This window comes from Mesorhizobium sp. M0833, assembly GCF_040319905.1.
Lineage (GTDB): Bacteria > Pseudomonadota > Alphaproteobacteria > Rhizobiales > Rhizobiaceae > Mesorhizobium.
The window spans coordinates 259018-282311 of the sequence record NZ_JAMYOQ010000001.1 but is presented as its reverse complement, the minus strand read 5'-3'; the positions used below and the strand labels follow the sequence as shown (position 1 = coordinate 282311).

Here is a 23294-nt window from a genome sequence, read left to right as displayed (position 1 = left end):
GGCCAGGCCATCGAAAGATGTGCGTCCATCGACGATTTCTCCTTTGGCTTTCGCTGCCATCCGGCACTATGCTGCACCTGCGAAGGCTCCGGAAGCATCGCTTGCCGACAAGCCTCCGGCTAGCGCCCGTGTCAAGAGCACACGCGGATGTGACGCAATGGCACTGGCAAGTTTAAATCGATTAGATTATATCAGCCGCGTTATCGCGACCGGCGTCACAGCGGACAGACCATGACCAGCCAGATCATTCCCGTCGACCCCTTCGACTTCATCATTTTCGGCGGCACCGGCGACCTGTCGGAACGTAAGCTTCTGCCGTCGCTGTACCACCGGCAGCGCGACCACCAGTTTTCCGAGCCGACGCGCATCATCGGCACATCACGTTCGAAGATGACCGACGAGGAATTCCAGTCGTTCGCCAGGCAGGCGATTGCCGATCATGTGAAACCGGAGGATATCGACGCCACGGAACTAAAGACGTTCCTCGCGCGGCTCTCCTATGTCCCGGCGGATGCAACCACAGGTGCCGGCTTCGACAGGCTGAAGAAGGCGATCGGCGACAGCGAACACATCCGCGCTTTCTATCTGGCGGTGGCGCCGGCGCTGTTCGGCGACATCTCGCACAAGCTGAAGGAGCACGGGCTGATCACGCCGAATTCGCGCATCGTGCTGGAAAAGCCGATCGGCCGCGATCTCGCTTCGGCGCGCGCGCTCAACGACCTGGTCGGCGACGACTTCCATGAAAGCCAGATTTTCCGTATCGACCACTATCTCGGCAAGGAGACGGTTCAGAATTTGATGGCGCTGCGCTTTGCCAACGCCCTCTACGAGCCGCTTTGGAATTCCGCCAATGTCGATCATGTGCAGATCACCGTCGCCGAGACGGTCGGCCTGGAAGACCGCGTCACCTATTACGACAAGGCCGGCGCATTGCGCGACATGGTGCAGAACCACATGCTGCAGCTGCTCTGCCTGGTCGCGATGGAGGCGCCGTCGTCGATGGACGCCGATGCTGTCCGTGACGAAAAGCTGAAGGTGCTGCGGGCGCTGAAGCGCATCAACGGCAACGAAGCGCCGAAGCACACGGTGCGCGGGCAATATCGTGCCGGCGCCTCGGCCGGCGGGCCGGTGAAAGGCTATATCGAGGAACTCGGCAAGAACAGCAACACCGAGACTTTCGTTGCGCTCAAGGCCGAGATCGGCAACTGGCGCTGGGCGGGCGTGCCGTTCTACCTCCGAACCGGCAAGCGGCTGGCTACCCGCGTTTCGGAGATCGTCATCGAATTCAAGCCGATCCCGCACTCGATCTTCGGCGAGAGCGCCGGGCCGATCTCCGCCAACCAGCTGGTCATCAGGCTGCAGCCCGACGAAGGCGTCAAGCAGTTCATCATGATCAAGGATCCGGGGCCGGGCGGCATGCGGCTGCGCCAGATTCCGCTCGACATGAGTTTTGCGCAATCCTTCGACGGCCGCGCCCCCGATGCCTATGAGCGGCTGATCATGGACGTCATCCGTGGCAACCAGACGCTGTTCATGCGCCGCGACGAGGTCGAGGCGGCGTGGAAATGGATCGACCCGATCCAGGATGCCTGGGAAAGCGGAAGGCAAGAGGCGCAAGGCTACACCGCCGGCACATGGGGCCCCTCGGCCTCGATTGCGCTGATCGAACGCGACGGGCGGACATGGCACGAGAGCAATTAGGCGGCGCCTACAACTGGCACGAATTTGCCGGACGCCAGGAGTTGGCGACAGCGCTTGCCGGCCACGTCGCCGGCCGCCTGTCAAAGGCGATCGCCGAGCGCGGCACGGCACTGCTTGCGGTCTCGGGCGGCACGACGCCGGCGAAATTCTTCGCGGCGCTTTCGACTGTTCCGATCGCCTGGGAAAAGGTGACGATAACATTGGTCGACGAGCGCTTCGTGCCGCCCTCATCGCCGCGCTCCAATGCCGGCCTGGTTGCCGCCAACCTGCTGCAGAACGCGGCCGCCGCCGCAAATTTCGTGCCGCTCTACCACGCCGCGGCAAGTATCGAGGGTGCAGCGGTCTCCGACGGTGAGGCGCTGCAAGTGCTGCCCTGGCCACTCGACGTCGTTGTGCTCGGAATGGGAACTGATGGCCACACCGCCTCGTTCTTTCCGGATGCCGACAACCTGGCAAGATTGCTCGATCCGTCGTCGCAAAGGATCGTGCTTCCGGTTCACGCGGCAAGCGCCGGCGAGCCACGGCTGACGCTGTCACTGGCGCGGATCATCGATGCCGCCTTCATCGCGCTGCATATCGAGGGCGCGGAAAAACGCACCGCATTCGAGGCCGCGCTTGGAACTGGAGCACGAAAGCCCATTCGCGCCGTGCTCGATGCCACTCAAAAGCCCGTAGAGGTTTTCTGGGCACCCTGATCTCAACTTGGCTGCAGGTCCCGGCAAGCCGGAAGGTATTTGCGGGACCTCGCCTGAAAGGACCGACCGCCATGACCGCAAGACGTGACATCGAAGCCATCACCCGGCGCATCCGTGAGCGCTCCAAGCCCGGTCGCGAGGCCTATCTTGGCCGCATCGCCGAAGCCTCGAACCGCACCGCCAACCGGGCCGTGCTGTCCTGCGGCAACCTGGCCCACGGCTTTGCCGTCTGCAGCCCTTCCGAAAAGGTGGCGCTTGGCGGCGACCGGGTGCCGAACCTCGGCATCATCACCTCCTATAACGACATGCTGTCGGCGCATCAGCCTTTCGAGACATTCCCGGCGCTGATCAAGGACGCGGCGCGCGAGGCCGGCGGCATCGCCCAGGTGGCCGGCGGCGTGCCGGCGATGTGTGACGGCGTCACCCAGGGCCAACCCGGAATGGAGCTGTCGCTGTTCTCGCGCGACGTGATCGCCATGGCCGCGGCAATCGGCCTGTCGCACAACATGTTCGATGCCGCCGTCTATCTCGGCGTCTGCGACAAGATCGTGCCGGGGCTGGTGATCGCGGCGCTGACCTTCGGCCATCTGCCGGCGGTCTTCATCCCGGCCGGGCCGATGACGACCGGCATTCCGAACGACGAAAAAGCCAAGATCCGCCAGCTCTATGCCGAGGGCAAGGCGGGGCGGGCCGAACTGCTCGAAGCGGAATCAAAATCCTATCACGGGCCGGGAACCTGCACTTTCTACGGTACCGCCAATTCCAACCAGATGCTGATGGAGATCATGGGCCTGCACACGCCTGGCGCTTCCTTCGTCAATCCCGGCACGCCGTTGCGCGACGCGCTAACCAGGGAAGCGACGAAGCGGGCGCTGGCGATCACCGCGCTCGGCAACGCCTACACGCCAGTCGGGCGCATGATCGACGAGCGCTCGATCGTCAATGGCATCGTCGGCCTGCACGCCACCGGCGGTTCGACCAACCACACCATCCACCTGATCGCCATGGCAGCGGCGGCCGGCATCGCCATTACCTGGCAGGACATCTCCGATATCTCGGAAGCGGTGCCGCTGCTGGCGCGGGTCTATCCGAACGGCCTTGCCGATGTGAACCATTTCCACGCCGCCGGCGGGCTCGGCTTCCTGATCCGCGAACTGCTCGACGCAGGCGTCTTGCATGAGGATGTGCAGACTGTGTGGGGCGAAGGGCTGCGCCCCTACGCGGTCGAGGCCAAGCTCGGTGCAGACGGCGGCGTCGTACGCGAGGCCTCCCCGCGCCAAAGCGGCGACGAGAAGGTGCTGGCACCGTTCAAGAAGGCGTTCCAGCCGAGCGGCGGGCTGAAAGTGCTTTCAGGCAATCTCGGCCACGCCGTCATCAAGACATCGGCGGTCAAGCCGGAGCGGCGCATCATCGAGGCGCCGGCCAAGGTGTTCGATAGCCAGCAAGGGCTGAACGAGGCGTTCAAGGCGGGGTCGCTGACCGGCGACTTCATCGCCGTCATTCGGTTCCAGGGTCCGAAGGCCAACGGCATGCCGGAATTGCACAGGCTGACCACCGTGCTCGGCATCTTGCAGGACCGCGGCCAGCATGTGGCGCTGGTCACCGACGGCCGCATGTCGGGCGCTTCAGGCAAGGTGCCGGCGGCGATCCACGTGACGCCGGAAGCGGCAGAGGACGGGCCGATCGCCAGGATCCATGACGGCGATATCATCAGGCTCGACGCCGAGGCCGGAACTCTCGAAGTGCTGGTGCCGGCCGGCGACTTTGCCCTGCGCCGGCCCGCCGACAGCGACCTCATAGGCAATGAATTCGGCTTCGGCCGCGAGCTTTTCGCCGGGTTCCGGCAGTTGGTGGGCCGCGCCGACCATGGCGCCAGCGCCTTCGGTACAGCGTGACCTTTTTTCGGCAATAAGGAAGAGCGGCTGACGGCTGCTCTCCCCTGGATCTATTGAACCGTCAGTTCGGCTCGCGCGCCGGCCCTGACCGTTACCGTGCCTTCCTTCGAGCTGTTGTCCGATTTCTCCGAAACCACCGCGTAGTCACCGGCCGACAGGGTGGCTTCATACTTCTGGTCATAGGCGTAGCCCACCGACTTGCGGGTTCCGTCGATGTTCTTCCTGGCCTCGAATATCTCGATCTTCGAGGCCCCTGGCGCGGTTATCGTCAGCATGCCGGCGTTCATCGCGATCTTCAGATCCTGATGGTCGCCAACCTTGACGCTGAACGGCTGCTCGGCAACCGCAAGGTCGACCGTCGCGACCAGCACATAATCGTCGGGCGGCAGATCGAACTTGCTGTCCGGACCGTAGGCATAAGTCACCTCCCGCCTGGTTCCGTCGACGCTCTTTTTCGCCTGGAGCACCTTGAAGCCGACGCCCGAACCCTCGGCCTTGTCGCCGCCGGCAGCATAATAGGCGTTGGCGACGATACGCCCGACGCCGACGATGACGTCCTTATCGATGACCCTGCCGGCGGCAAGCGGGATCGTCTCGGTAACCATGCCCTGGCCGATCGTGACGGTAACCTTCTGGTCGCCGGCCGGCAGCACGACTTTCGTGTCGCCGTAATAGGTCCGCGGGGTGTCGACGCCGGGATAGCCGACTACGACAGCCGCGCCGCCGTCAACGTCCGCTCCTTCGCTTGGCCGCGGGTGGATGACCAGCGTGCCGGCATTCAGGTTGAAGTGCGGCTTGGCGGCCTGGCCAGGCTCTATCTTGATCTTCTGTTCGGCCCTGGCCTCGCCGGCGCGTGCGACGACGATATAGTCGCCCGGCTCAAGATTGTCCTTGTAGGCGCCATATTCAGTGGTGACGGGATCGCCGCGCGTGCCGTCGGAATTTGCCTTGTAGATCTCCCAGGCATTGCCGTCGGTGACGGGATCGCCACCCTCGGCAAGCACGACGGTGGGCACGAAATTGGACCCCGCCGGCTGCGCGGGCGCCGGCTGGGGAGCAGGCTGCGGGGCGGGAGCCGGTTCAGGGGCGGGCGGCGGAGGCGCGACGGTCTCGACCAAGGCGTCGTGCAATGCCTTTTCATCCGACGCCTCGATATATTTGCCGCCGGTGTTGTCGGCGAGGCAAGCGACCTGCTTGCCTTCGGCCGCCGTCAGGCCGAAGCCGACGACATTGACGGTGAAGTCGACGCCGGCAGCCTCCAGTTCCTTGCCGAGCGCACAGGGGTCGCCGTTGCATGTCTCGATGCCATCGGTGATGAGAACGACCGTCGCCTTGCCCTCGGTGTATTTCAACGCCTCCGCCGCTTGTTTGACGGCGGCGGTCAGCGGCGTCCTGCCCTGAAATTTCAGGCTGTCGGCCGCGGCTGAGATCGCGCTGGCCGAGCCGGCCTGCGGTGGCACGATGAGTTCGATGTCGTCACAACTGGCCTTCTCGCGATGGCCATAGGCCATGAGGCCGATTTCCTCGTCGTCCGGGACCGATTGCAGTACGTTCCGCAGCGATTGACGGGCGATTTCGAGCTTGGGCTTGCCGTCGATCTGCGCCCACATCGAGCCGGAGGCATCGAGAACGATAATGACGCGATCGGCGGCGAAGCCGAACCCCGTCATCCACAGCAGCAGGGTCGCCGCCGCGGCGCTCCGCACAAATCCCACCATCGAATATTTCCCCATCAGTCGCCGCCGCTCGGCGCCGGAAAGCTATTTGACGCCGCGTCGCGACACAAGCCCGGCTCGAGCACGAAGCTGCGCCGCCGCTGTGCAAAACCCTCAATAGGTCGTGCGGCGTTCCTCGGAAGGCGGCCGGCCGAACTGCAGCCGATAGCTCTGGGCAAAGTAGGAATGCGAGGTGAAGCCGGTGGCGATCGCCACGTCGAGGATCGGCATGTTGGTCTGGCGCAGCAGTTCGCGCGCCCGCTCGAGCCTAAGCCGCATATAGTAGCGCCCGGGCGTCACGCTGAGATGGCGCAGGAACAGGCGCTCGACCTGGCGCACCGACAGGCCCGCCGACTTGGCAAGCTGCACCGCCGACAGCGGCTCGTCGAGATGGTCGGCCATCAGCTCGACGATGCGGCGCAGCTTCTCCGACTTGCCGGTCAGGTCGCGCTCCGGGCCGACGCGCTGGCGGTCACCGGCCGAGCGGATGCGCTCATGCTGGAACTGGTTGGCGACGCCATTGGCGAGGCTCGAGCCGAAATCACCGCGCACGATCTCCAGCATCAGGTCGATCGAGGTGGTGCCGCCGGCGCAAGTGTAGCGCTTGCGGTCGATCTCGAAGACGTTGCCGGTGCAGTTGATATCCGGAAAGCGTTCGAGGAAACCGGCGCGGTTTTCCCAATGGATGGTGCAGCGATAGCCATCGAGCTGGCCTGCCTCGGCAAGCAGATAGGAGCCGACCGAAAGCGCGCCGAGCGCATTACCGCGCCGGCCCCAGCTGCGCAGCGCCGCCAGCACCTTGCTCTTGCCGGGAAATTCCGTCGTCAGCCCGACCGAGACGAACAGGATATCGACCGGCGGCAGATCGGCGACGGCGTAGTCGATCTTGAGCGGCAGGCCGTTGGACGCCATGACGGCATCGCCGTCGGCCGACACCGTCGTCCAGCCATAGAAATCGCGGCCGAGCAGCCGGTTCGCCGACCGGAACGTGTCGATTGCCGCGGCCAGCGAGAACATGGAGAACTTGTCGACCAGCAGAAACCCGAACTGCCGGCCGCCCTGAACGGGATCATTGGTGACCGGCCGTTCTAAGGGAACAGTGAGGTTCGGCAAGGACGCTGCTTTCTGGTCAGAAGGAAGGCCGTTTCAACCCGGCCGCGAGATAGGCGGAAGCTAGCGTGTTGGCCATCAGCATGGCAATGGTCATCGGCCCGACGCCGCCAGGCACCGGCGTGATGGCGCCGGCCGTCGTCGCCGCGTCGGCATAGGCGACGTCGCCGACGAGACGGGTCTTGCCTTCACCCTTTTCAGGTGCGGCGATGCGGTTGATGCCGACATCGATGACGGTGGCGCCAGGCTTGACCCAGTCGCCGCGGACCATTTCAGGCCGGCCGACGGCTGCAACCAGAATATCGGCGGTGCGGGCAAGCGCCGGCAGGTCCCTGGTGCGGCTGTGTGCGATGGTGACGGTGCAGTTGGCGGCAAGCAGAAGATTGGCCATCGGTTTGCCGACGATGTTCGAACGCCCGACGACGACCGCATTGAGGCCGGACAGGTCCTTGCCACGCACCCGTTCGATCAGCAGCATCGAGCCGGCCGGCGTGCAAGGCACGAAGGCGGTCTCGAGCTCGCCGGTGCCGAGCTTGCCGACATTGATGAAGTGGAAGCCGTCGACATCCTTCTCCGGCGCTATGGTCTGGATGATCTTGCCGGCGTCGATATGGCCGGGAAGCGGAAGCTGCACAAGGATGCCGTTGATGGCCGGATCGGCATTGAGCTGGCCGATGATCTTCAAAAGGTCCGGCTCGGAGGTTTCGGCCGGCAGCGTGTGCTGAACCGAATGGAAGCCGCATTCCTTGGCGGTACGGGATTTGGAGGCGACATAGACCTGGCTCGCCGGATCCTCGCCGACGATGACCACCGCGAGACCGGGCTGCTGCCCACCTTTTTCCGCCAGTTCGGCGGTCAGTGTCTTGACCCGCCGCACCACGTCTTCGGCGACGCTTTTTCCGTCAATCAACTCGGCCATGAACCACCCTCGACGCCTATTGCTAAGCCTGCCGCATCCATGCGGCGTGCTCCAGATATGTTTTTGTGCAGGTCGTTGCCCAGAACCATGCGCGGGCGGGCGGACATGCAGCGCGGCATTTTCACGAAAATCGAGCCGGGCAATCCCGTCAATGCGCCGTCCCATGCCGTTAACTCGAAACCGGCATGTTTTATTCGACGCTCAGAAATAGCAGCGATGCGTGCGGTTTTCGGTGAGCTCGCGAACCGCCTCGCGGAATTCGCGCAGGCTGGCGCGGATTTCCTCGATCTGGCTTTGCAGATCGGCGGCTTCCGAGGCCTGAATTGCGTCCCTCGACCAGGCCTGAGTATGGGCCGAATGCGGCGGCGTGGGTTGCTGCGGGTACGGTGCCCGACCGGCATAGAGCGGCTGCGGGTAGAAGGCAGGCGACATGGCTGCGCTTGAATTTGTCGCGGCGGAAATTTCACCGGATGCCCTCTCCGCCGGCGCTCTGCCGGGCATGAGCCGGCTCAGCGCCGACAACACGGCACCGATTGGACCCGGCCGTTTGGTGCGCGCGACCTCGAGCAGAGCGGTAGGCGGCGTTGCCGGGTATGCGGCGCGATCGGCGGAACCGGAATCGGGGCCGTCAAGGGAGCCTACGGGGTCGAAAAATGCATCGGCAGCTGTAGCCTCTTCCATCAGCATGGTGCCGGCCTTTGGCTCATCAGGATGGGGCTGGCTTATGTCGGCAGCTGCCAACAGGATCGGGCTGGCACGCGCTTCGCGGCGCGAGCGGGCCAGACGATGGCGTGTGGCGGCATCCTCGCGCCATGACGGGGCTGTACGGTCCTCCAGGGAAACCAGCGCTGCTTCGTCTTCGTCGCGCGCTGCCTCGACGAACGACAGCAGGGACTGCTCGTTCCTCCAGTGTTCACGATTATTTCTATAAGCCATGGTTTCTGGAGCTTCCCCCTCGGGCTGGGACGTCGCGACCGCCACTGGTTAAGCGATGCTAAACACGCATAGAAAATAAAAGGTTAATGTGATCGCCGCGCGCCTGCGCGACTACATGCGCATCCAACCGCACGGTCCGGGTTTCCGCCTGATCACAGTCCCAACGGGGCTTCCCCGCCCTGCCGCGAACGGCTATGGGAAGCCATCTCTATGGGAGGCTTTCGATGACGATCAGGCTTGTTCTCGCCGGTTGCGGCAATATGGGCTCCGCCATGCTTTCGGGCTGGGTGAAAGCCGGCAAGCTCGCTCCGGCTGCGGTGTTCGTGGTCGAGCCCAATGCCGAGTTGCGCAAGCGTGCCGAAGCACTGGGCTGCTCTGCTGCCGCGGACGCCGGCGCCATCCCGGCGGACGCCGTGCCGGCCCTCGTCGTCATAGCGGTCAAGCCGCAGGTGATCCGCGACGTCACCGCTGGCTACATCCGCTTCAACGATGGCCGAACCACTTTCCTCAGCATCGCCGCCGGGACGCCGGTCGCTACGTTCGAAGGCATTCTCGGCGATCGCGCGCCGATCCTGCGCTGCATGCCCAATACGCCGGCGGCGATCGGCAAGGGCATGATGGTGGTGTTTTCCAACAGGCTGGTTTCCGAAGACACCAAACGCCTTGTCGCCGACCTGCTTTCGGCAAACGGGCAAGTGGCCGATATCGGCGACGAGGGCCTGATGGACGCGGTGACGGCGGTCTCCGGGTCGGGGCCGGCGTATATCTTCCACTTCATCGAAGCGCTGACCGTGGCCGCCGAGAAGGCCGGCCTGCCTGGCAAGGTCGCGAAGCTGCTGGCCATGCAAACGGTCTACGGCGCCGCCTCGCTTGCCGCCGAAAGCGGCGAGGAGCCCGGCGTGCTTAGACAACAGGTGACCAGCCCCAACGGCACCACGGCTGCCGCGCTTGCCGTGATGATGGGCGAGGACCGTCTGACGCGCCTGCTCACCGAGGCGGTGGAAGCGGCACGGCTGCGGTCGATCGAGCTGGGGAAGTAACAGCCGATTGCGGATTACGCGAGATCGGTATGCGAAAAGTCGTTGCCCTTGTAGAGCAGTGCGGAGCCATGACTTTTTGCGCAAGCATAAGAAAGGCAGTCGGCTAAGTTGAGCTGGGCGGGATGTCCGCGCCCCTTTCCGTAATCTGAAAATGCATGGATTGCGAGCTTGGCATCGTTGGCATCGATAGGCACAATTTCGATTTCAGCCTCGCGAAGAAACGCCTCTATCGCATCTCCGGCGACAACCGGCGGCACGGCAAGCATCGTCGAAAGCCGCATCGCCGCTTCAAGCACCACCAACGCCGAAGTTATTCTTGCGGGCGCTGCCTCGATGCGGTTGCCCCACTCGCCGGCATCCTCTTCGCCTGAAAGAATCGCGACAACCACGGAGGTGTCGACGAACATCAGGAATGGCCCCACATCTCATCGATCTCATCCTTCGTCATAGCCCGACCATCTTGGCCTGCCTTGGCCTTGAAGTCGTTGGCAATGGCAGCAAGCCGCTCGGCCAAGGGAATGCGTCCGCTCTCCCGCTTCAACTCGGATTCAAGCGCTTCGATGACCGCTTCCGTCATCGAAATCTTGCGTTTGGCAGCAAGCTCTCGCGCCAGTTCGCGTGCGCGCGGATCCCTGATCTGAAGATTCATGTAATCGCCTCCGCCTTCATCGTCACTACAATATAGAGAATTCGTCATGACAACGCCAGTGCTCGGCCGGAGACCATTGCGACGGCTCACCAGTCGAGAGCCTTACGCCCCATACAGCATCTCGTCCTGCAGCCGGCGCAAGGCGAACAGCCTGGTCGTCGGGTCGGGCGCGGCATTGTCGGCGGTGAGCAATTCGCCTTTCCGCACCTGTTTCAGCACCTTGCCGCCTTCGAGCAGGCCGACGGGCACGGCGCGATTGGCGCGGGCTTCTTCGACGGTCATGGTCCAGGAGCGGTAGCAGGTCTCGCCGATCGCATCGAACGTCTCGCCCGTCGCCAGATCGCGCTTGGCCACGGCGCAGACCTCGGCCACCGGCCGTGGCAGCGGCACCATGTCGGGCTTGCCATAAAGCGCGATGCGAGCGGCCGTCAGCGGAACTTCCAGCGAGGTCAGATGGTAGGGCCTGAAGAAGCTGTAATAGGGGCCGTGGCCGATATGCAGATCGTCCATGCGCTCTATGATGCGCGGATGCGTCGCCTCGACGATTACGAAGACGCCGGGCGCCACGCCTTTGCCGACGGTGTAGTCGACGACGCCCTTCTTCGACAGGATGCCGCCCTGCTCGCGCGGGATCAGCACCTTGACCAGCTCGTCGCGATCGGCCTTGGGGCCGTGCATGCCGGGAACGTCGGGCACCAGCCCGGTGGCGTTGGCAATGGCGCACATCTCAACCATGGTTTTCGAGCCGTCGACGAACTCGACCAGCATGCGCGGATTCATGTTGCGGCGTAGCGCTTCCTCGCGATAGTCGTCGGGAACGGCGTCGTGGTTGAGCGGGTTGTTCTTGCCCTTGCCGGCGGAGACGATGGTGTAGCCGAGCGCCGAGGCGAACTCGATCAGCTCCATGCAGCTCGACGGCTCGTCGCCGGCGCCGACCGAATAGACGACGCCGAGCCGGTCGGCCTGCTGCTTCAGATAGCAGCCGATAGTGACGTCGGCCTCGACATTCATCATCACCAGATGCTTGCCGTGCTGCATCGCCATCAGGTCGAAATCGGCGGCGACGCCGGGCTTGCCGGTAGCATCGATGACGAGATCGATAAGCGGATTGGTGACCAGCATTTCGTTCGAGGTGATGGCGATCTTGCCGCTTTCGATCGCCTGGCTGAGCTTCGACGGCGTATCGGCCTCCCGTGCCATCGCCTCGTCGCCATAGGCGATGCGGATGGCATCACGCGCCGTATGCGGGCGGCGCGTCGAGATCGCGCAAACCGAAATGCCCGGCATCAGCATGCCTTGCGTCACCAGGTCGGTTCCCATCTCGCCGGAACCGATGACGCCGATGCGCACCGGGCGGCCTTGTGCGGCGCGCTTGGCAAGATCGCGGGCAAGCCCGGTCAAGGCGACATTGGTCATGCGATAGCGTCCATTGCTTTAAGTCTTTGTTGTGCATGTCGCTGTCCCAAAACCGCGGCACACTTGGGCAACATGCATCAGGACGCGGGAATAGCAGGGAACGGTAACGGTTTGCCAACGAAACCGGCCGCCGGCGGTGTTTTCTTGCGCTTGGCCCCAAAATCGGATTGGTTTCTGTGAAGACAATGCACCCGGCCAAAGTGTTACCGACGGTCCTGTGGGCCCAACGTCCGCGTTCTCAGATATTAGAAAATGCCTCTCAGGGCACAACCGGCGAACGGGTGCAGCAGAACCGCTAAGCGCCGTTTGAATGGATCACAGCCAAGAAATGGACGGAAATTCTTAGTTATTCCTTTATGCATCCCGGCTTAAATGAGGAATGGACTGGCGTGCCCGTATCTTCAGGCGTTTTTTCTGCATGCGACGAATCGGCAAGAGTGGCAACGTTGCCACTATTTTTGCCCTGTCGTTGCCGATCGTCGTCGGCGGCGCGGGTCTCGGCGTTGAGACTTCCTACTGGTATTACAGCGGCCTGAAGCTACAAGCGGTGGCGGATGCGGCAGCCTATGCTGGCGCTTTGGAAAAGGTTTCAGGATCCGACAAACCAACGATAGTCTCCGCCGCGACATTGTCTGCGACAACGAATGGCTGGGACCCGTCGACAGGCACAATCGAAATCTTCACGCCCCCGTCCTCCGGCCCGAATGTGGCCCAAAAGGCTGTCGAGGTCATCGTTCATCAGACCCTCGATCGGTTTTTTACATCGATATTCACGCAAAATGCGGTCGGCGCACAGGCAAGAGCGGTGGCTCTTATCACCGACGCCTCAAAGGCCTGCGCTCTAGCTCTCAATCATTCCGCTCCGAAAGCGGCGCTCTTTTCCGGCAGCTCGAATCTCAAACTGAACGGCTGCGTCGTGATGTCGAATTCGATAGCCGCGGACGCCATCAAGCTTCAGGGATCGGCAAGCCTTCAGGTCGATTGCCTGGTATCGGCAGGCGGTGTTTCGTTGAGCAACCCCGTGACGACCGTGTGCGCCAGGCCGATAACCCAGGCGTTGCCCGCTGCCGATCCTTTTGCCGACTTGCCGGCGCCACCGGCCACGAACCCCTGTCGAAACAGCAATCAGTCGGTGTTGCAACCTGGAACATACTGCAGGGGGCTCAGCTTGAGCGGCAATGTAACGCTTTCGCCCGGGATATACGTCATTCAAGGCGGTGATTTCAAAGCGAACTCGAACGCGAATATTTCCGGCGACGGAGTCATCATTTATCTGGCCGGTAGCTCCGGCGTCAGCATGAACGGCACGGCCACCGTCAAGCTCAGCGCACCAACGTCGGGCACCTATTCGGGGGTGCTGTTTTACGGCGACAAAGCCAACCTGACTGGATCGAACACGGTTAATGGGACCGCAGATTCGCTTTTGACCGGCGCTTTGTATTTTCCAACGCAAGACGTTAATTATCTCGGCAATTTCTCGGGCAAAGGCGGTTGCACTCAGGTCATCGCCAGTACCGTGCAGTGGTCCGGCAACGCGAACGTCAATCAGGACTGCACGAGCCTTGGAATGCGAGACATTCCGGCCACGCAATCCATAAAGCTTGTCGAGTAATCTTCGTGACAGGGTCAGCAGTCCGGATGTTCCGTAGCGATTCGGGTGCTGCCGCGGTAGAGTTTGCGCTGATTGTGCCGATCCTTTGCCTGGTACTCCTTGGCATCATTGACGGCTGGTCTTTTGTGTCGAACGCATTGTCGATGCGTGCAGGCGTCAAAACGGCGGCGAATCTCGTGATGCAAGGAGCAGCCGAGGATGCGACTATCCAAGCTGTCGCTCTTTCAGGCTGGGAAAACCATCCCGGCGACGCGCAGGTGACGCTGAGCCGGAAATATATGTGCGGGACCACCGTGGTCGATCCATCTGTCCTGTGCGACAGTTTGAAAGCTCCCGCGGTTTTCGTCGAAATCCAAGCGACAGCCACCTGGTCACCGCCCTTCAGTTTCGGCGCGTTTTCGCTCTCGCGCGCGCTCACTCACCAACAGGTGATCCGTGTTCGCTAAAGCGAGGGCCTTCATACGGGGAGCATCAGGCGGAGCTGCGTTGGAGTTCGCGCTGATCGCCCCTGTTCTGATAATGGTCTTGATCGGCGTCTTCGCATTCGGCTGGGCCTTGAATGCCATGTCCAGTGTTCGGTATACGCTGGAAACGTCCGCGCGCGCGCTGCAGATGAAGAACTCGCTGACGCAGGCCGAGATAGAAGCCATAGCCACGGCAAAATTGCTGACTTTGGGATTGAAAGACGTAGACGTAACAATAGCAATCGACGCCCCCAACGGCGGCTTTCGAATGGCACATCTCACGGCCAGGTATGCTTTCGTTATCGAGTTCCCGTACTTCGATCGGTATCCGATAAATTATGGGACGACTGTCGCAGTTCCATTGGTTGGATCATGAGCGCGTCCAATTTCCTTACGCAATAAGGGTGAGCGGCTCAACGAAAGTGGCTGCGTCGGTTTTCCCGCGGGCTCCCGCAATTCGGCCAGCAAGACCTGCGTCTCGGCGAGGTTTTTTCAGAGCCGGCGGCCAGGTCGTCCACTATCCCTCGCCCACTTCTATCTCGCCGCTACTTGTTTAATGACAAGTATGCGAGGCCCACATGTGGAACTTGGCGACGGAGGGCTGGGTGCTCCTCAGGCAGAGCATCCTCGGCTTCGTCAACGACAATGCGCTGAGCCATGGGGCGGCGATAGCGTTTTATGCCACGACGTCGCTTGCGCCGATCCTGCTCATCGTTGTCGCTATCGCCGGCATGGCCTTCGGGCACGAGGCGGCGCAACTCGCCCTTTCGGCACAGATCGCCGGCCTGATGGGGCCGCAAAGTGCCGAGCTGCTGCAGGCGACGATCGAGAACGCCTCGCAGAAGGAAGCGGGAACCCTTGCCAGCATTCTGGGGCTGGTCACGCTGTTCGTCGCCGCATCCGGCGTGTTCGGCGAAATGCAGCTGGCGCTGAACGAAATCTGGAAAGTCAAACCGAGCGGGGCAACGATCTCGCGGCTGGTTCGGGCACGCATTGCAAGCCTGGGCCTGGTCGCCGCGCTTGGTTTCCTGCTCCTGGTGTCGCTGGTCGTAAGCGCTGCAATTTCGGCCCTCGGAGAGGTCATCAACGCCTATCTGCCGTTCGGCACCATCATCCTCAGCGCCATCAACGGGATTGTCTCGTTTGCCCTGATCACGCTGCTGTTTGCCGCGATCTACAAGGTGCTGCCAGACCGCAGCCTGCAATGGCACGATGTCGGCCTGGGCGCCGTGGTCACCGGGTTTCTGTTCACCATCGGCAAGTCGCTGATTGGCTGGTATATCGGAACCAGCGCCATCTCATCGTCATACGGCGCGGCCGGCGCCCTGCTCGTCGTGCTGTTATGGGTCTATTATTCGGCGGAGATATTTCTGCTGGGCGCAGAATTCACGCGAGCCTATTCGGTCCGCCACGGCAGCCGGACCGATTTGAAGAACAAGGTGGAATTGCATGGCAAATGAGTTCACGCCGAAATTCCACCTCGCCAGGCAAGGTGGTGCTGTCACAGGCGCCTCGCGCGGCAGCGGCCGCGCCAGGACAACCGCACTGGGTGAAACCTGGTTGTCCGGCTTCCTCATTCATCGCCGGCGAGCCAACGGACCATGTTCGCCATCAGTCTTCCGTAGAACGGCCATGCGAGGAAATCCTGCGAGAGCCAATGCGGGCCGATATCGGTTGCCCAGGCAATCGTGCGGCCGCGGCTGTAGTTGCCGACGGCAAGGAGCGGCCAGTCGGTGCCGCGATGGTGGCAGGTCGCCAGAAGCCGGGACGAACCATCGCGCCTGAATTCCAGCTTGTTCATGCCGAGGATCGGCGGCAACGGGCCCTCCACCCCGGAAAAAATCGGATGTGACGACTGCAGGATGGAGGCCTGCAGGCCTTGCGGCACCTCCATGCCGTCGCAGTAGGGTAGGCAACGGACCGGCAGGATGTCCTCGACCGGGGTGTCGTGGAAACGCGCCGTCCCGAACATGCCCTGAAAGCCCATGTAACCGCCGGCCAGCATCAGCCCGCCGCCAGCTTCGACATAGGCCTTGAGCACATCGAGGCGGTTGACGCCGACACGCCCGGCGCGGGCATCCGGCGTGACCAGCAATGTCAGGGCGCCGACGTCGGAGATCACCACCGCCTGATATTGGGCGAGCCCATCGAGATCATAGGGAAACTCCGCGCTGCAACGCTCGCCGCCGATCTGCGTGACGGCGATGCCTTCAGTAGCAAGCGCGGCATTGAAGGCCGTCGCGCCATTTGTCGAGGCCGCACTTGTAAGCACGTCGCTGCCGATGGCAACCGAGGTCGTCGCTACAAAGGTTTCGCCTGCAAGCAAGATCTTCATTGCCGCCCCCGCACTGTTTTCATTCGAGATGGTTTAGGAAGGGCGCCGATGGACCCCGGCGCCCCTCTGGAGCTTGAGCTCCATAGAATTAGAACTTGAACTCGGCCAGATTTTCGGGGGTCACGATCTTGGCCGGACCAAGGATCAGTTCGCCGCCGGCGCCAATCGTGTATTCGCCGAGCCTGCCTGCCGTGAACTTCTCACCCTCCTTGCCGGTGATCTTGCACTGCGCAAGCGCCTGGGCTGTCTGATAGGTAAGATAGCCTAGATCGGTGACGTTCCACCAGATATCCTGAGCCGCCTTGTCCTTGATGTATTTCGAGATCAGAGTGGCCGGCGCGAGGCCGGTCAGCTTGACCTTGCCGATCATGCCCGCTTCCTCGAGTGCACGCGCGGCCGCCGGAAGGCCAATGCCTGCCGGGACGATGATCACCTTGAGATCGGGAAACGCCTGGACCAGCGCCAATGCCTGCTGCTGGTTGATCTGTTCGCTTTCTTCACCATAGGCCACCTGCACCAGCTTCATCTTGGAGAATTTCGGCTCGGCCGCCATCTTCGCCTTCATGAAGTCGATCCAGGCATTCTGGTTGGTCGCCGTCGGCGTCGACGACAGGATCGCGAATTCGCCTTCACCGCCGCTGAGGGCGAATGCACTTTCCAGCATCATTTCTGCCAGACTGTCGCCCTTGACCTGATTGACAAACACCGCGCGGGCATCGGCAGCCACATCGGAGTCATACGAAATCACCCTGACGCCCTGCTGAACGGCGCGCTTCAGCGCGGGCGCGACCGCATTGGCGTCATTGCCGGCAATCGCGATGACCCCGACCTTCTGCGAGACGAGGCTGTTGATGAATTCGATCTGCGCCTCGGCAGTCGCCTGCGACGGAGCGACCTGGGTGGCGGTGCCGCCAATTTCCTTGGCCGCCTCTTGTGCGCCTCCGAAGGCCACTTTGAAGTAGGGATCTGTGTCGAGCTTGGGCAGGAAACCGACCGTTACGGGTTCCTTGGCGCATTCCTGGCTGAAGGCCAGCGACGTTGGCGCAAGCAGAACCGCGGATGCGAGCAGGGCTAATCTAAACGCTTTCATTGTGACTCCTCCGTCAAAATTCGGGCTTGAAGGAAGGGGCCCGAGATCACCCCTTTGTCTCGCGCATTGCGCGGGATCTGCTGAGCATCTCCTGTGTGGAGCGCCAGTAATTGCCGACCAGCAGCGAACCGATCAGAAGCAGGCCGATGATCATGCCCTGGGCGTCGCCACCGATCTGGTTCAGCGCCAGCACGTTGCGGATGATGGCGATGAGGACCAGTGCCAGCATGACGCCGGTCAGGCGGCCCTTGCCGCCAAAGACGCTGACGCCGCCGAGCAGCACGATGGTGATGACGTCGAGTTCCATGCCGAGCGCATTGTTGGCGCGGGCGTTGGAGAGGCGCGCGGTATAGACGATGCCGGCTATGGCGGCGACGACGCCCGAGACGACGAATAGGTTCAGCACCATCCGCCGCGTGTTTATGCCCGAATAGCGCGCCACTTCGGGGCTGCCGCCGAGCGCGTAGATGCGCTTGCCGGTCGGCGTCTTCTGCAGCACGACCGCAAACACCGGCGCCAGTACCAGGAAGGGCACTATGGTCCACGGTATCTCGGTGCCAGGCAGGTTGTTGATGCCGAAATCGACGACCGCGGGCGGCAGGATGTTGACCGAGCCGGTGCCGAGCAGGATGTAGCCAATGCCTCGATAGAGCGCCATGGTGCCGAGCGTCACAACCAACGACTGCAGTCCAAGGCCCGAGACCAGATAGCCGTTGAAGGCGCCGAGCAGGCCGCCGGCGACGAGTGTCAGCGGGATTGCGGCAAGCGTCGGCACACCGGCCTGGACCAGCAAGCCAAAGACGACGGATGTCAGCGCCAGCACCGAGGCGATCGACAGGTCGATCTCGCGGGTGATGATGAGCAGCGTCATCGGCAGGATCAGCAATGCCTTTTCCGAGGCGCTGGCGGCCAGTTGCGAGAGATTGAAGCCGGAAACGAAATTCGGCACGAAGATCGCGGCATAGAGGAAGATGGCTACACAGGAGGTCGCCAGCAGCAGATCCCAGAAGTCGATCGAACGGAGGAACTTTTTCACCGCGCCCTCGCCTGTCTTGCCTGCTCGGCGCGCCGTACGATGAAGGTGTCGATGCCGATGGCGACCAGGATCACCAGGCCGTAGACGCCCTGCAGCCAGAGCGGATCGACGCGCACCAGCGTCAGCCCGTTTTTGATGACCAGCAGCGTGAGGGCTCCGAGGATGATGCCGAGCAGCGTGCCCGAACCACCGCGGATGGCGACGCCGCCGACCACTGCCGACGCGATCACCGTGAGTTCGAAGCCGAGCGCAACGCGGGCGTCGATGGTCGCATAGCGCGATGCCCACAGCGCGCCGCACAAGCCGCCGAGCAGGCCGGCCATGCCAAAGGCCAGCAGAATGCGCCGGTCGACGGGGATGCCGATCAGACGCGCGCCGTCGGGATTGGAGCCGGCGGCGAACAGTTCGCGCCCGAAGGCGGTGCGATAGAGCAGCACGTAGCCCAGGCACAGGATGACGATTGCGATGATGACGATCAGCGGCACGCCGGCGATCTTCAGGCCGGTCATGTCGAGCCAGGCTTGCGTGACTTCGTCGGCGCTGATCTGGTCGCCGGCTGCCCAGATCGAGTTGAAGCCGCGGAAGATAGACATCGAGGCCAGCGTGACGACGATCGCCGGGATCTTTCCCCTGGTGACGACGAGGCCGTTGATCAGGCCGGCGACGCCACCGACGGCGCATGCGGTCATCAGCCCGATGCCGATGTCGAGCCCTGGATAGGCCTGGACCATGCTGGCCGCCATGTAGGCCGACAGGCCAATCACCGCGGCGATCGAAAGGTCGATGTTGCGGGTAATCAGCACCAGCATCTGCGCGAGTGCTGCAACCACGATCAGCGCGGCATCCATCGACACGGCGGTCAGGTTTGCCGCGCTCACCATGCGCGGGTTGATGATGGTGACCGGGATCGCGACCGCCAGCATCGCGGCGAGCAGGCCGAACTCCCGCCGCTTCAGTATGTCGAGCGCCCCTTTTCTCTTCTCCTCGCCAGCGGCCTGTGCCGCCGCATCGGCGCTTTCGCCGGCTTTCGTCGCTGCTTCCAGCACCTTTTCCTGGGTGGCTTCGCCCCTGGCAAATTCGGCCGTCCGATGGCCTTCGCGCAGGACGATAATGCGGTCGCACATGCCGATGAGTTCGGGCATTTCGGAGGAGATCAGGATGATGGCCATGCCCTGCGCGGCAAGGTCGGCGATCATCGCATGCACTTCCGCCTTGGTGCCGACATCGATGCCTTGCGTCGGCTCGTCGAGGATGAGGACGCGCGGTTCGGTGCGCAGCCATTTGGCCAACACCACCTTCTGCTGGTTGCCGCCGGACAGTTCCTTCACCGGCTGCGCGTAGCCGGAAAAGCGAAGCTTCATGCGGTTCAGCCAGTCCGAAACCAGATCGATCGCGCGGTTCGTGCCGTAGAAGCCGGAGCGGGCTGCCTTGTCGAGGACGGGCAGCACCGCGTTGTCGAGGATGGAAAAATCCATCACCAGGCTCTGGCCCATGCGGTCTTCCGAGACATAGGCGATGCGCGCATCCATGGCGTCGCGTGCCGAGGCGAAGCGCACAGCTTCGCCGTCGATCAGGATTTCGCCGGCATCGGGCTGGTCGATGCCGAACAGCACGCGCGCGATCTCGGTCCGACCGCTGCCGACCAGGCCGCCGAGCCCGAGCACCTCGCCGGCATGGAGCTTGAGGTCGATATTGGAAAAGCCACCGGCGTGCGAAAGCCCCCTCGCCTCCAGCACCAGTGCGCCGGTGGCGTGGCTTCGTTGCGGATAGAGGTCGGTCACCTCGCGGCCGACCATCATGCCGATGGCGGCGGCGCGGCCAAGCTCGGCCTTCGGCTTGACGCCAATGAGACGTCCGTCGCGCAGCACCGCGATGCGGTCGGCGATGCGGAAGATCTCGTCCATGCGGTGGCCGACGAACATCATCGCCACGCCGTGCAGCCGCAGGTCGGCGACGACAGTGAACAGCCGCTCGACCTCGCGCTGCGACAGGGCGGCCGTCGGCTCGTCCATGATCAGCACCCGCGCGTCGAGCGACAGGGCGCGGGCGATCTCGACCAGTTGCTGTTCGGAGGTGCGCAACGTTCCGAGCCGGGTTTCGGCCGGCACGTCGAGGCCGACTGTCGACAGCACCCTGCGCGCGCCGGTAAGCATGGCGGCGTTGTCGATGCCGCCGAAGCGGTCGCGCGGCATATGGCCGAGATAGATGTTCTCCGCCACCGAAAGATCAGGGAAAAGACCGGGGTGCTGGTGCATGACCGAGATGCCGGCAGCCTGGGCGTCGTGCGGCGAATGGAAGACCACAGGCTTGCCATCGATTTCGACATGGCCGCCGGTCGGGAGATACACGCCGGCCAGCAGCTTTACGCAGGTGCTCTTGCCGGCGCCGTTTTCGCCAAGCAGAGCCAGCACCTCGCCTGAGCGCAATTCAAAGGACGCGTCCTTGAGGGCAATCGTGCCGCCGAAGGCTTTTGTCGCATGAACCAGGGCAACGGGGACAGCCGTGTCGCTCTTCACCATGGCGTCGGCTTCGCCTAATGCGCCCAAGTGCAGCACCTCTCCTCCCTGGTCCCTTTTTTTCAGTTTGCTATATTAAATGACTGAATGCCGCAACTGGAAAATTGACTTCCATGGCCGCGAAGGGCACTGTCGCGTCGCGCACGGGTGCGATTGGAGTGCTCTCTCCCGCGGCAGCCCCAAAGCTGCAAGCGGCTGGAGTGGCTCTGCGGGAATGCATGGGGAGGCGCCGGTTTTGTCCGGAAAAGGCAGCAATTCGGTCAAGGTACGGCATTATAACGAGCGTTTCGTGCTTGATGCCATCCGCCGCCTGAAGGAGGCATCCAAGTCAGATCTGGCGCGCGCCGCAAATCTGACGCCGGCCGCGGTCGCCACTATTGTCGACGGGCTGGAATCGTCAGGATTTGTAAAGCAAGTGGGAAAAAGGTTCGGACAACGCGGATCGCCGTCCACTCTCTACCGACTTGCACCGGAGCGCATCTACAGTGTCGGCATCAAGATCGGCCGGCGCGCGCTGGAAGCCGTGCTCGTCGACTTCGCCGGCGAGGTCCGCTCGCGCGAGTCGCACGAATATCGCTTTCCGGATCCCGACATGGTGCTTAAGGCCGGCAACATGTCGCTGGCCAATTTCGACAAGCTGGTCGAGGGGCTTAGCGATGCCAGCATCGTCGGCGTCGGCGTCGCCTCGCCATATTTCCTTGGCGGTTGGAGCGAGGAGCTCGGCTTTCCCGACGACCTTGGCAGCCGCTGGGAAGCAATCGATCTGACGACTTTCTTCGCCACAAAGCCGAAGACCCCGGTCTTCGTGGAAAACGACGCGTCATCGGCTGCACTCGCAGAGCTCATCCAGGGGACCGGCGCGCGGTTCCGCGACTTCATGCATATCTCGATCGACACCTTTGTCGGCGGCGGACTGGTGCAAGGCGGCAAGGTCCACACCGGGCCGCACGGCAACAGCGCCGCGCTCGGTCCTTTGCCGGTCTCGCCTTCAAGCCTCGATTCGGTGGCGGCCAAGCCGGCGCGCTACCAGAGCCTGCTGCATCGCGCTTCGATCTATGTGCTGGTCAATCATCTCAAATCGCGCGGCATCGAAATCAATCGCGTGCGCGAACTCGACCCCTTGCCGCCGGGGGCGCGCGAACCGCTGTCCGAATGGATCGACGATTGCGCCAATGCGCTGGTCGAGGCGATCATCGCAATCACCTCCGTCATCGACATCGAGGCGATCGTTCTCGACAGCATCCTGCCGCGGCCGATCCATCTCGAGCTGCTGGCAAAGGTGCAGACCCAGTTCAACAGGATCAGCGCCATCGGCATCGTGGCGCCGGAAATCGTCTCGGGACAATTCGGCCCCGAGGCCTCGCCGATCGGCGCGGCGATGCTGCCGTTCTCGGCACTGTTGGCGCCCGACAGCGGCGTGCTGATGATCGGCAAGGACAGAACGATGCTGCTGGGCAGCCTGTCGAGACTTGCCAGCCAAAGCCAATCAGGAAGAAGCTCAGCGACTTCAACAGGATAGGGTGGCGCTGCAAGGAGCATCAAGCTCCAGGCATCATCAACATCAGCTCGCAGTCCGGCACGGGCACGGCAGGCTTTTTGCGCCGGCACCGGAACTTTTAGCGGCCGCTAATCTTCATTCGTCACCGACATTGAAATGCCGATCGGTCCGCGCTCCGCTTCAGTGCGGGCCCAGGAAGCAAGGAGGAACATATGAACTGGGATCAAATCAAGGGAAAATGGACGCAGTTCAAAGGCAAGGCGAAAGAGCAGTGGGGTGACTTAACCGACGATGATCTTGATCGGATCGAGGGCAACCGGGACCAGCTCTTGGGGCGTATCCAGGAGCGATATGGCATCGCCAAGGAAGAGGCGGAGCGCCAGGTTGATGACTGGTCCAGAAGCATCAGCTGAGCCTTGGACGCAACGCCGTCTTCTCCGACCGGGGTGAACTCGCGTCGCCCGCCGTGCCGACTGGTGCGGTGGGCTCTTTCGACAGCGAGGCCCCGCGAGGAACCTTTAGCCGTATCTAATGTTCTACTTGCGTGGCGGGCTTCGCCCCGGCGTGCGCCCCGCCCGGAGGCGAAGGAGTGCAATCATGAACAACATTATCTGGCTGGTCGGCGCGATAGTGATCGTAATAGCCATTTTGAGTTTTTTGGGTCTGC

The 23294-nt window shown here is 62.8% G+C and carries 21 protein-coding genes; 10 read left to right on the top strand and 11 right to left on the bottom strand.

Features of this window, described 5'->3' with window-relative positions; all coding sequences use genetic code 11:
* Window positions 1-231: 231 nt before the first annotated feature.
* From zwf to edd, 3 genes are all read left to right on the top strand, one after another.
* Window positions 232-1701, top strand: coding sequence for a glucose-6-phosphate dehydrogenase (zwf, locus tag NKH98_RS01335; RefSeq protein WP_352896072.1), 1470 nt, complete (start codon window positions 232-234; stop codon window positions 1699-1701).
* On the top strand, window positions 1683-2396 hold the full coding sequence (gene pgl, locus NKH98_RS01330) for a 6-phosphogluconolactonase (protein ID WP_352896070.1): 714 nt from the start codon (window positions 1683-1685) through the stop codon (window positions 2394-2396). Before zwf ends, pgl begins: the two co-directional genes overlap by 19 nt.
* A 71-nt stretch (window positions 2397-2467) precedes the next feature.
* Window positions 2468-4291 carry a phosphogluconate dehydratase gene (gene edd / locus NKH98_RS01325; RefSeq protein WP_352896067.1) on the top strand — a complete coding sequence of 608 codons (1824 nt, stop codon included), beginning with the start codon at window positions 2468-2470 and terminating at the stop codon, window positions 4289-4291.
* Between the two features lie 50 nt (window positions 4292-4341).
* On the opposite strand, the gene NKH98_RS01320 is transcribed toward edd, so the two are convergent.
* From NKH98_RS01320 to NKH98_RS01305, 4 genes are all read right to left on the bottom strand, one after another.
* Window positions 4342-6009, bottom strand: a complete 1668-nt coding sequence (locus tag NKH98_RS01320; RefSeq protein ID WP_352896064.1) for a vWA domain-containing protein — start codon at window positions 6007-6009, stop codon at window positions 4342-4344.
* Between the two features lie 111 nt (window positions 6010-6120).
* Window positions 6121-7119 (bottom strand): GlxA family transcriptional regulator, encoded by a 999-nt coding sequence (locus NKH98_RS01315; protein WP_254820541.1) that lies wholly within the window; start codon window positions 7117-7119, stop codon window positions 6121-6123.
* 16 nt (window positions 7120-7135) lie between these two features.
* The gene (gene folD, locus NKH98_RS01310) at window positions 7136-8035 is read right to left on the bottom strand and encodes a bifunctional methylenetetrahydrofolate dehydrogenase/methenyltetrahydrofolate cyclohydrolase FolD (RefSeq protein WP_352896061.1); all 900 of its coding nucleotides are present in this window, start codon (window positions 8033-8035) and stop codon (window positions 7136-7138) included.
* A gap of 201 nt (window positions 8036-8236) precedes the next feature.
* Window positions 8237-8971, bottom strand: a complete 735-nt coding sequence (locus NKH98_RS01305) for a hypothetical protein (protein ID WP_352896058.1) — start codon at window positions 8969-8971, stop codon at window positions 8237-8239.
* A 224-nt stretch (window positions 8972-9195) separates the two neighbouring features.
* Here NKH98_RS01305 and proC point away from each other — a divergent pair, with 224 nt between their 5' ends.
* A complete protein-coding gene (gene proC / locus NKH98_RS01300; protein WP_352896056.1) occupies window positions 9196-10011 on the top strand; it encodes a pyrroline-5-carboxylate reductase in 816 nt (271 codons plus the stop codon).
* Window positions 10012-10025: 14 nt separating this feature from the next.
* Here proC and NKH98_RS01295 read toward each other — a convergent pair whose 3' ends face one another.
* The 3 genes from NKH98_RS01295 to NKH98_RS01285 form a co-directional block, all read right to left on the bottom strand.
* Window positions 10026-10418: a type II toxin-antitoxin system VapC family toxin gene (locus NKH98_RS01295; protein WP_352896054.1), complete on the bottom strand. Its 393-nt coding sequence runs from the start codon at window positions 10416-10418 to the stop codon at window positions 10026-10028.
* Window positions 10418-10660 carry a type II toxin-antitoxin system VapB family antitoxin gene (locus NKH98_RS01290; RefSeq protein ID WP_254820546.1) on the bottom strand — a complete coding sequence of 81 codons (243 nt, stop codon included), beginning with the start codon at window positions 10658-10660 and terminating at the stop codon, window positions 10418-10420. The genes NKH98_RS01295 and NKH98_RS01290 overlap by 1 nt, the downstream gene beginning before the upstream one ends.
* A 102-nt stretch (window positions 10661-10762) precedes the next feature.
* Window positions 10763-12076 (bottom strand): NAD(P)H-dependent oxidoreductase, encoded by a 1314-nt coding sequence (locus NKH98_RS01285; RefSeq protein ID WP_352896051.1) that lies wholly within the window; start codon window positions 12074-12076, stop codon window positions 10763-10765.
* Window positions 12077-12455: 379 nt separating this feature from the next.
* Here NKH98_RS01285 and NKH98_RS01280 point away from each other — a divergent pair, with 379 nt between their 5' ends.
* The 4 genes from NKH98_RS01280 (at window position 12456) to NKH98_RS01265 (ending at window position 15612) form a co-directional block, all read left to right on the top strand.
* Window positions 12456-13688 carry a pilus assembly protein TadG-related protein gene (locus tag NKH98_RS01280; RefSeq protein ID WP_352896048.1) on the top strand — a complete coding sequence of 411 codons (1233 nt, stop codon included), beginning with the start codon at window positions 12456-12458 and terminating at the stop codon, window positions 13686-13688.
* Between the two features lie 26 nt (window positions 13689-13714).
* Entirely contained in the window at window positions 13715-14134 is a 420-nt protein-coding gene (locus tag NKH98_RS01275; RefSeq protein ID WP_254820549.1) for a TadE/TadG family type IV pilus assembly protein, read from the top strand.
* A 40-nt stretch (window positions 14135-14174) separates the two neighbouring features.
* Window positions 14175-14528 (top strand): TadE/TadG family type IV pilus assembly protein, encoded by a 354-nt coding sequence (locus NKH98_RS01270; protein ID WP_254820550.1) that lies wholly within the window; start codon window positions 14175-14177, stop codon window positions 14526-14528.
* Between the two features lie 202 nt (window positions 14529-14730).
* On the top strand, window positions 14731-15612 hold the full coding sequence (locus tag NKH98_RS01265) for a YihY/virulence factor BrkB family protein (RefSeq protein ID WP_352896045.1): 882 nt from the start codon (window positions 14731-14733) through the stop codon (window positions 15610-15612).
* A 113-nt stretch (window positions 15613-15725) separates the two neighbouring features.
* On the opposite strand, the gene NKH98_RS01260 is transcribed toward NKH98_RS01265, so the two are convergent.
* The 4 genes from NKH98_RS01260 to NKH98_RS01245 all read right to left on the bottom strand — a co-directional run bounded on the left by NKH98_RS01260 (window position 15726) and on the right by NKH98_RS01245 (window position 21168).
* On the bottom strand, window positions 15726-16487 hold the full coding sequence (locus NKH98_RS01260) for a glutamine amidotransferase (RefSeq protein ID WP_352896042.1): 762 nt from the start codon (window positions 16485-16487) through the stop codon (window positions 15726-15728).
* Between the two features lie 88 nt (window positions 16488-16575).
* Window positions 16576-17577 (bottom strand): rhamnose ABC transporter substrate-binding protein, encoded by a 1002-nt coding sequence (locus NKH98_RS01255; RefSeq protein WP_352896039.1) that lies wholly within the window; start codon window positions 17575-17577, stop codon window positions 16576-16578.
* Between the two features lie 46 nt (window positions 17578-17623).
* Window positions 17624-18613, bottom strand: coding sequence for an ABC transporter permease (locus NKH98_RS01250; protein ID WP_254820554.1), 990 nt, complete (start codon window positions 18611-18613; stop codon window positions 17624-17626).
* Window positions 18610-21168, bottom strand: coding sequence for an ATP-binding cassette domain-containing protein (locus NKH98_RS01245; RefSeq protein ID WP_502894181.1), 2559 nt, complete (start codon window positions 21166-21168; stop codon window positions 18610-18612). Before NKH98_RS01245 ends, NKH98_RS01250 begins: the two co-directional genes overlap by 4 nt.
* A gap of 196 nt (window positions 21169-21364) precedes the next feature.
* Between NKH98_RS01245 and NKH98_RS01240 the strand changes: the two genes are divergently transcribed.
* Both NKH98_RS01240 and NKH98_RS01235 read left to right on the top strand, forming a co-directional pair.
* Window positions 21365-22648, top strand: a complete 1284-nt coding sequence (locus tag NKH98_RS01240; protein ID WP_352896033.1) for an ROK family transcriptional regulator — start codon at window positions 21365-21367, stop codon at window positions 22646-22648.
* Window positions 22649-22839: 191 nt separating this feature from the next.
* The gene (locus tag NKH98_RS01235; protein WP_023677416.1) at window positions 22840-23040 is read left to right on the top strand and encodes a CsbD family protein; all 201 of its coding nucleotides are present in this window, start codon (window positions 22840-22842) and stop codon (window positions 23038-23040) included.
* Window positions 23041-23294: the final 254 nt, after the last annotated feature.

Bases quoted from the DNA above. Each gene is read 5' to 3' on its own strand.
- NKH98_RS01275 (WP_254820549.1), top strand. From the start codon at position 13,715: ATGTTCCGTAGCGATTCGGGTGCTGCCGCGGTAGAGTTTGCGCTGATT.
- edd (WP_352896067.1), top strand. From the start codon at position 2,468: ATGACCGCAAGACGTGACATCGAAGCCATCACCCGGCGCATCCGTGAG.
- NKH98_RS01290 (WP_254820546.1), bottom strand. From the start codon at position 10,660: ATGAATCTTCAGATCAGGGATCCGCGCGCACGCGAACTGGCGCGAGAG.
- NKH98_RS01320 (WP_352896064.1), bottom strand. From the start codon at position 6,009: ATGGTGGGATTTGTGCGGAGCGCCGCGGCGGCGACCCTGCTGCTGTGG.
- NKH98_RS01265 (WP_352896045.1), top strand. From the start codon at position 14,731: ATGTGGAACTTGGCGACGGAGGGCTGGGTGCTCCTCAGGCAGAGCATC.
- NKH98_RS01260 (WP_352896042.1), bottom strand. From the start codon at position 16,487: ATGAAGATCTTGCTTGCAGGCGAAACCTTTGTAGCGACGACCTCGGTT.
- NKH98_RS01305 (WP_352896058.1), bottom strand. From the start codon at position 8,971: ATGGCTTATAGAAATAATCGTGAACACTGGAGGAACGAGCAGTCCCTG.
- NKH98_RS01285 (WP_352896051.1), bottom strand. From the start codon at position 12,076: ATGACCAATGTCGCCTTGACCGGGCTTGCCCGCGATCTTGCCAAGCGC.
- NKH98_RS01280 (WP_352896048.1), top strand. From the start codon at position 12,456: ATGGACTGGCGTGCCCGTATCTTCAGGCGTTTTTTCTGCATGCGACGA.
- NKH98_RS01235 (WP_023677416.1), top strand. From the start codon at position 22,840: ATGAACTGGGATCAAATCAAGGGAAAATGGACGCAGTTCAAAGGCAAG.
- folD (WP_352896061.1), bottom strand. From the start codon at position 8,035: ATGGCCGAGTTGATTGACGGAAAAAGCGTCGCCGAAGACGTGGTGCGG.
- proC (WP_352896056.1), top strand. From the start codon at position 9,196: ATGACGATCAGGCTTGTTCTCGCCGGTTGCGGCAATATGGGCTCCGCC.
- zwf (WP_352896072.1), top strand. From the start codon at position 232: ATGACCAGCCAGATCATTCCCGTCGACCCCTTCGACTTCATCATTTTC.
- NKH98_RS01255 (WP_352896039.1), bottom strand. From the start codon at position 17,577: ATGAAAGCGTTTAGATTAGCCCTGCTCGCATCCGCGGTTCTGCTTGCG.
- NKH98_RS01295 (WP_352896054.1), bottom strand. From the start codon at position 10,418: ATGTTCGTCGACACCTCCGTGGTTGTCGCGATTCTTTCAGGCGAAGAG.
- pgl (WP_352896070.1), top strand. From the start codon at position 1,683: ATGGCACGAGAGCAATTAGGCGGCGCCTACAACTGGCACGAATTTGCC.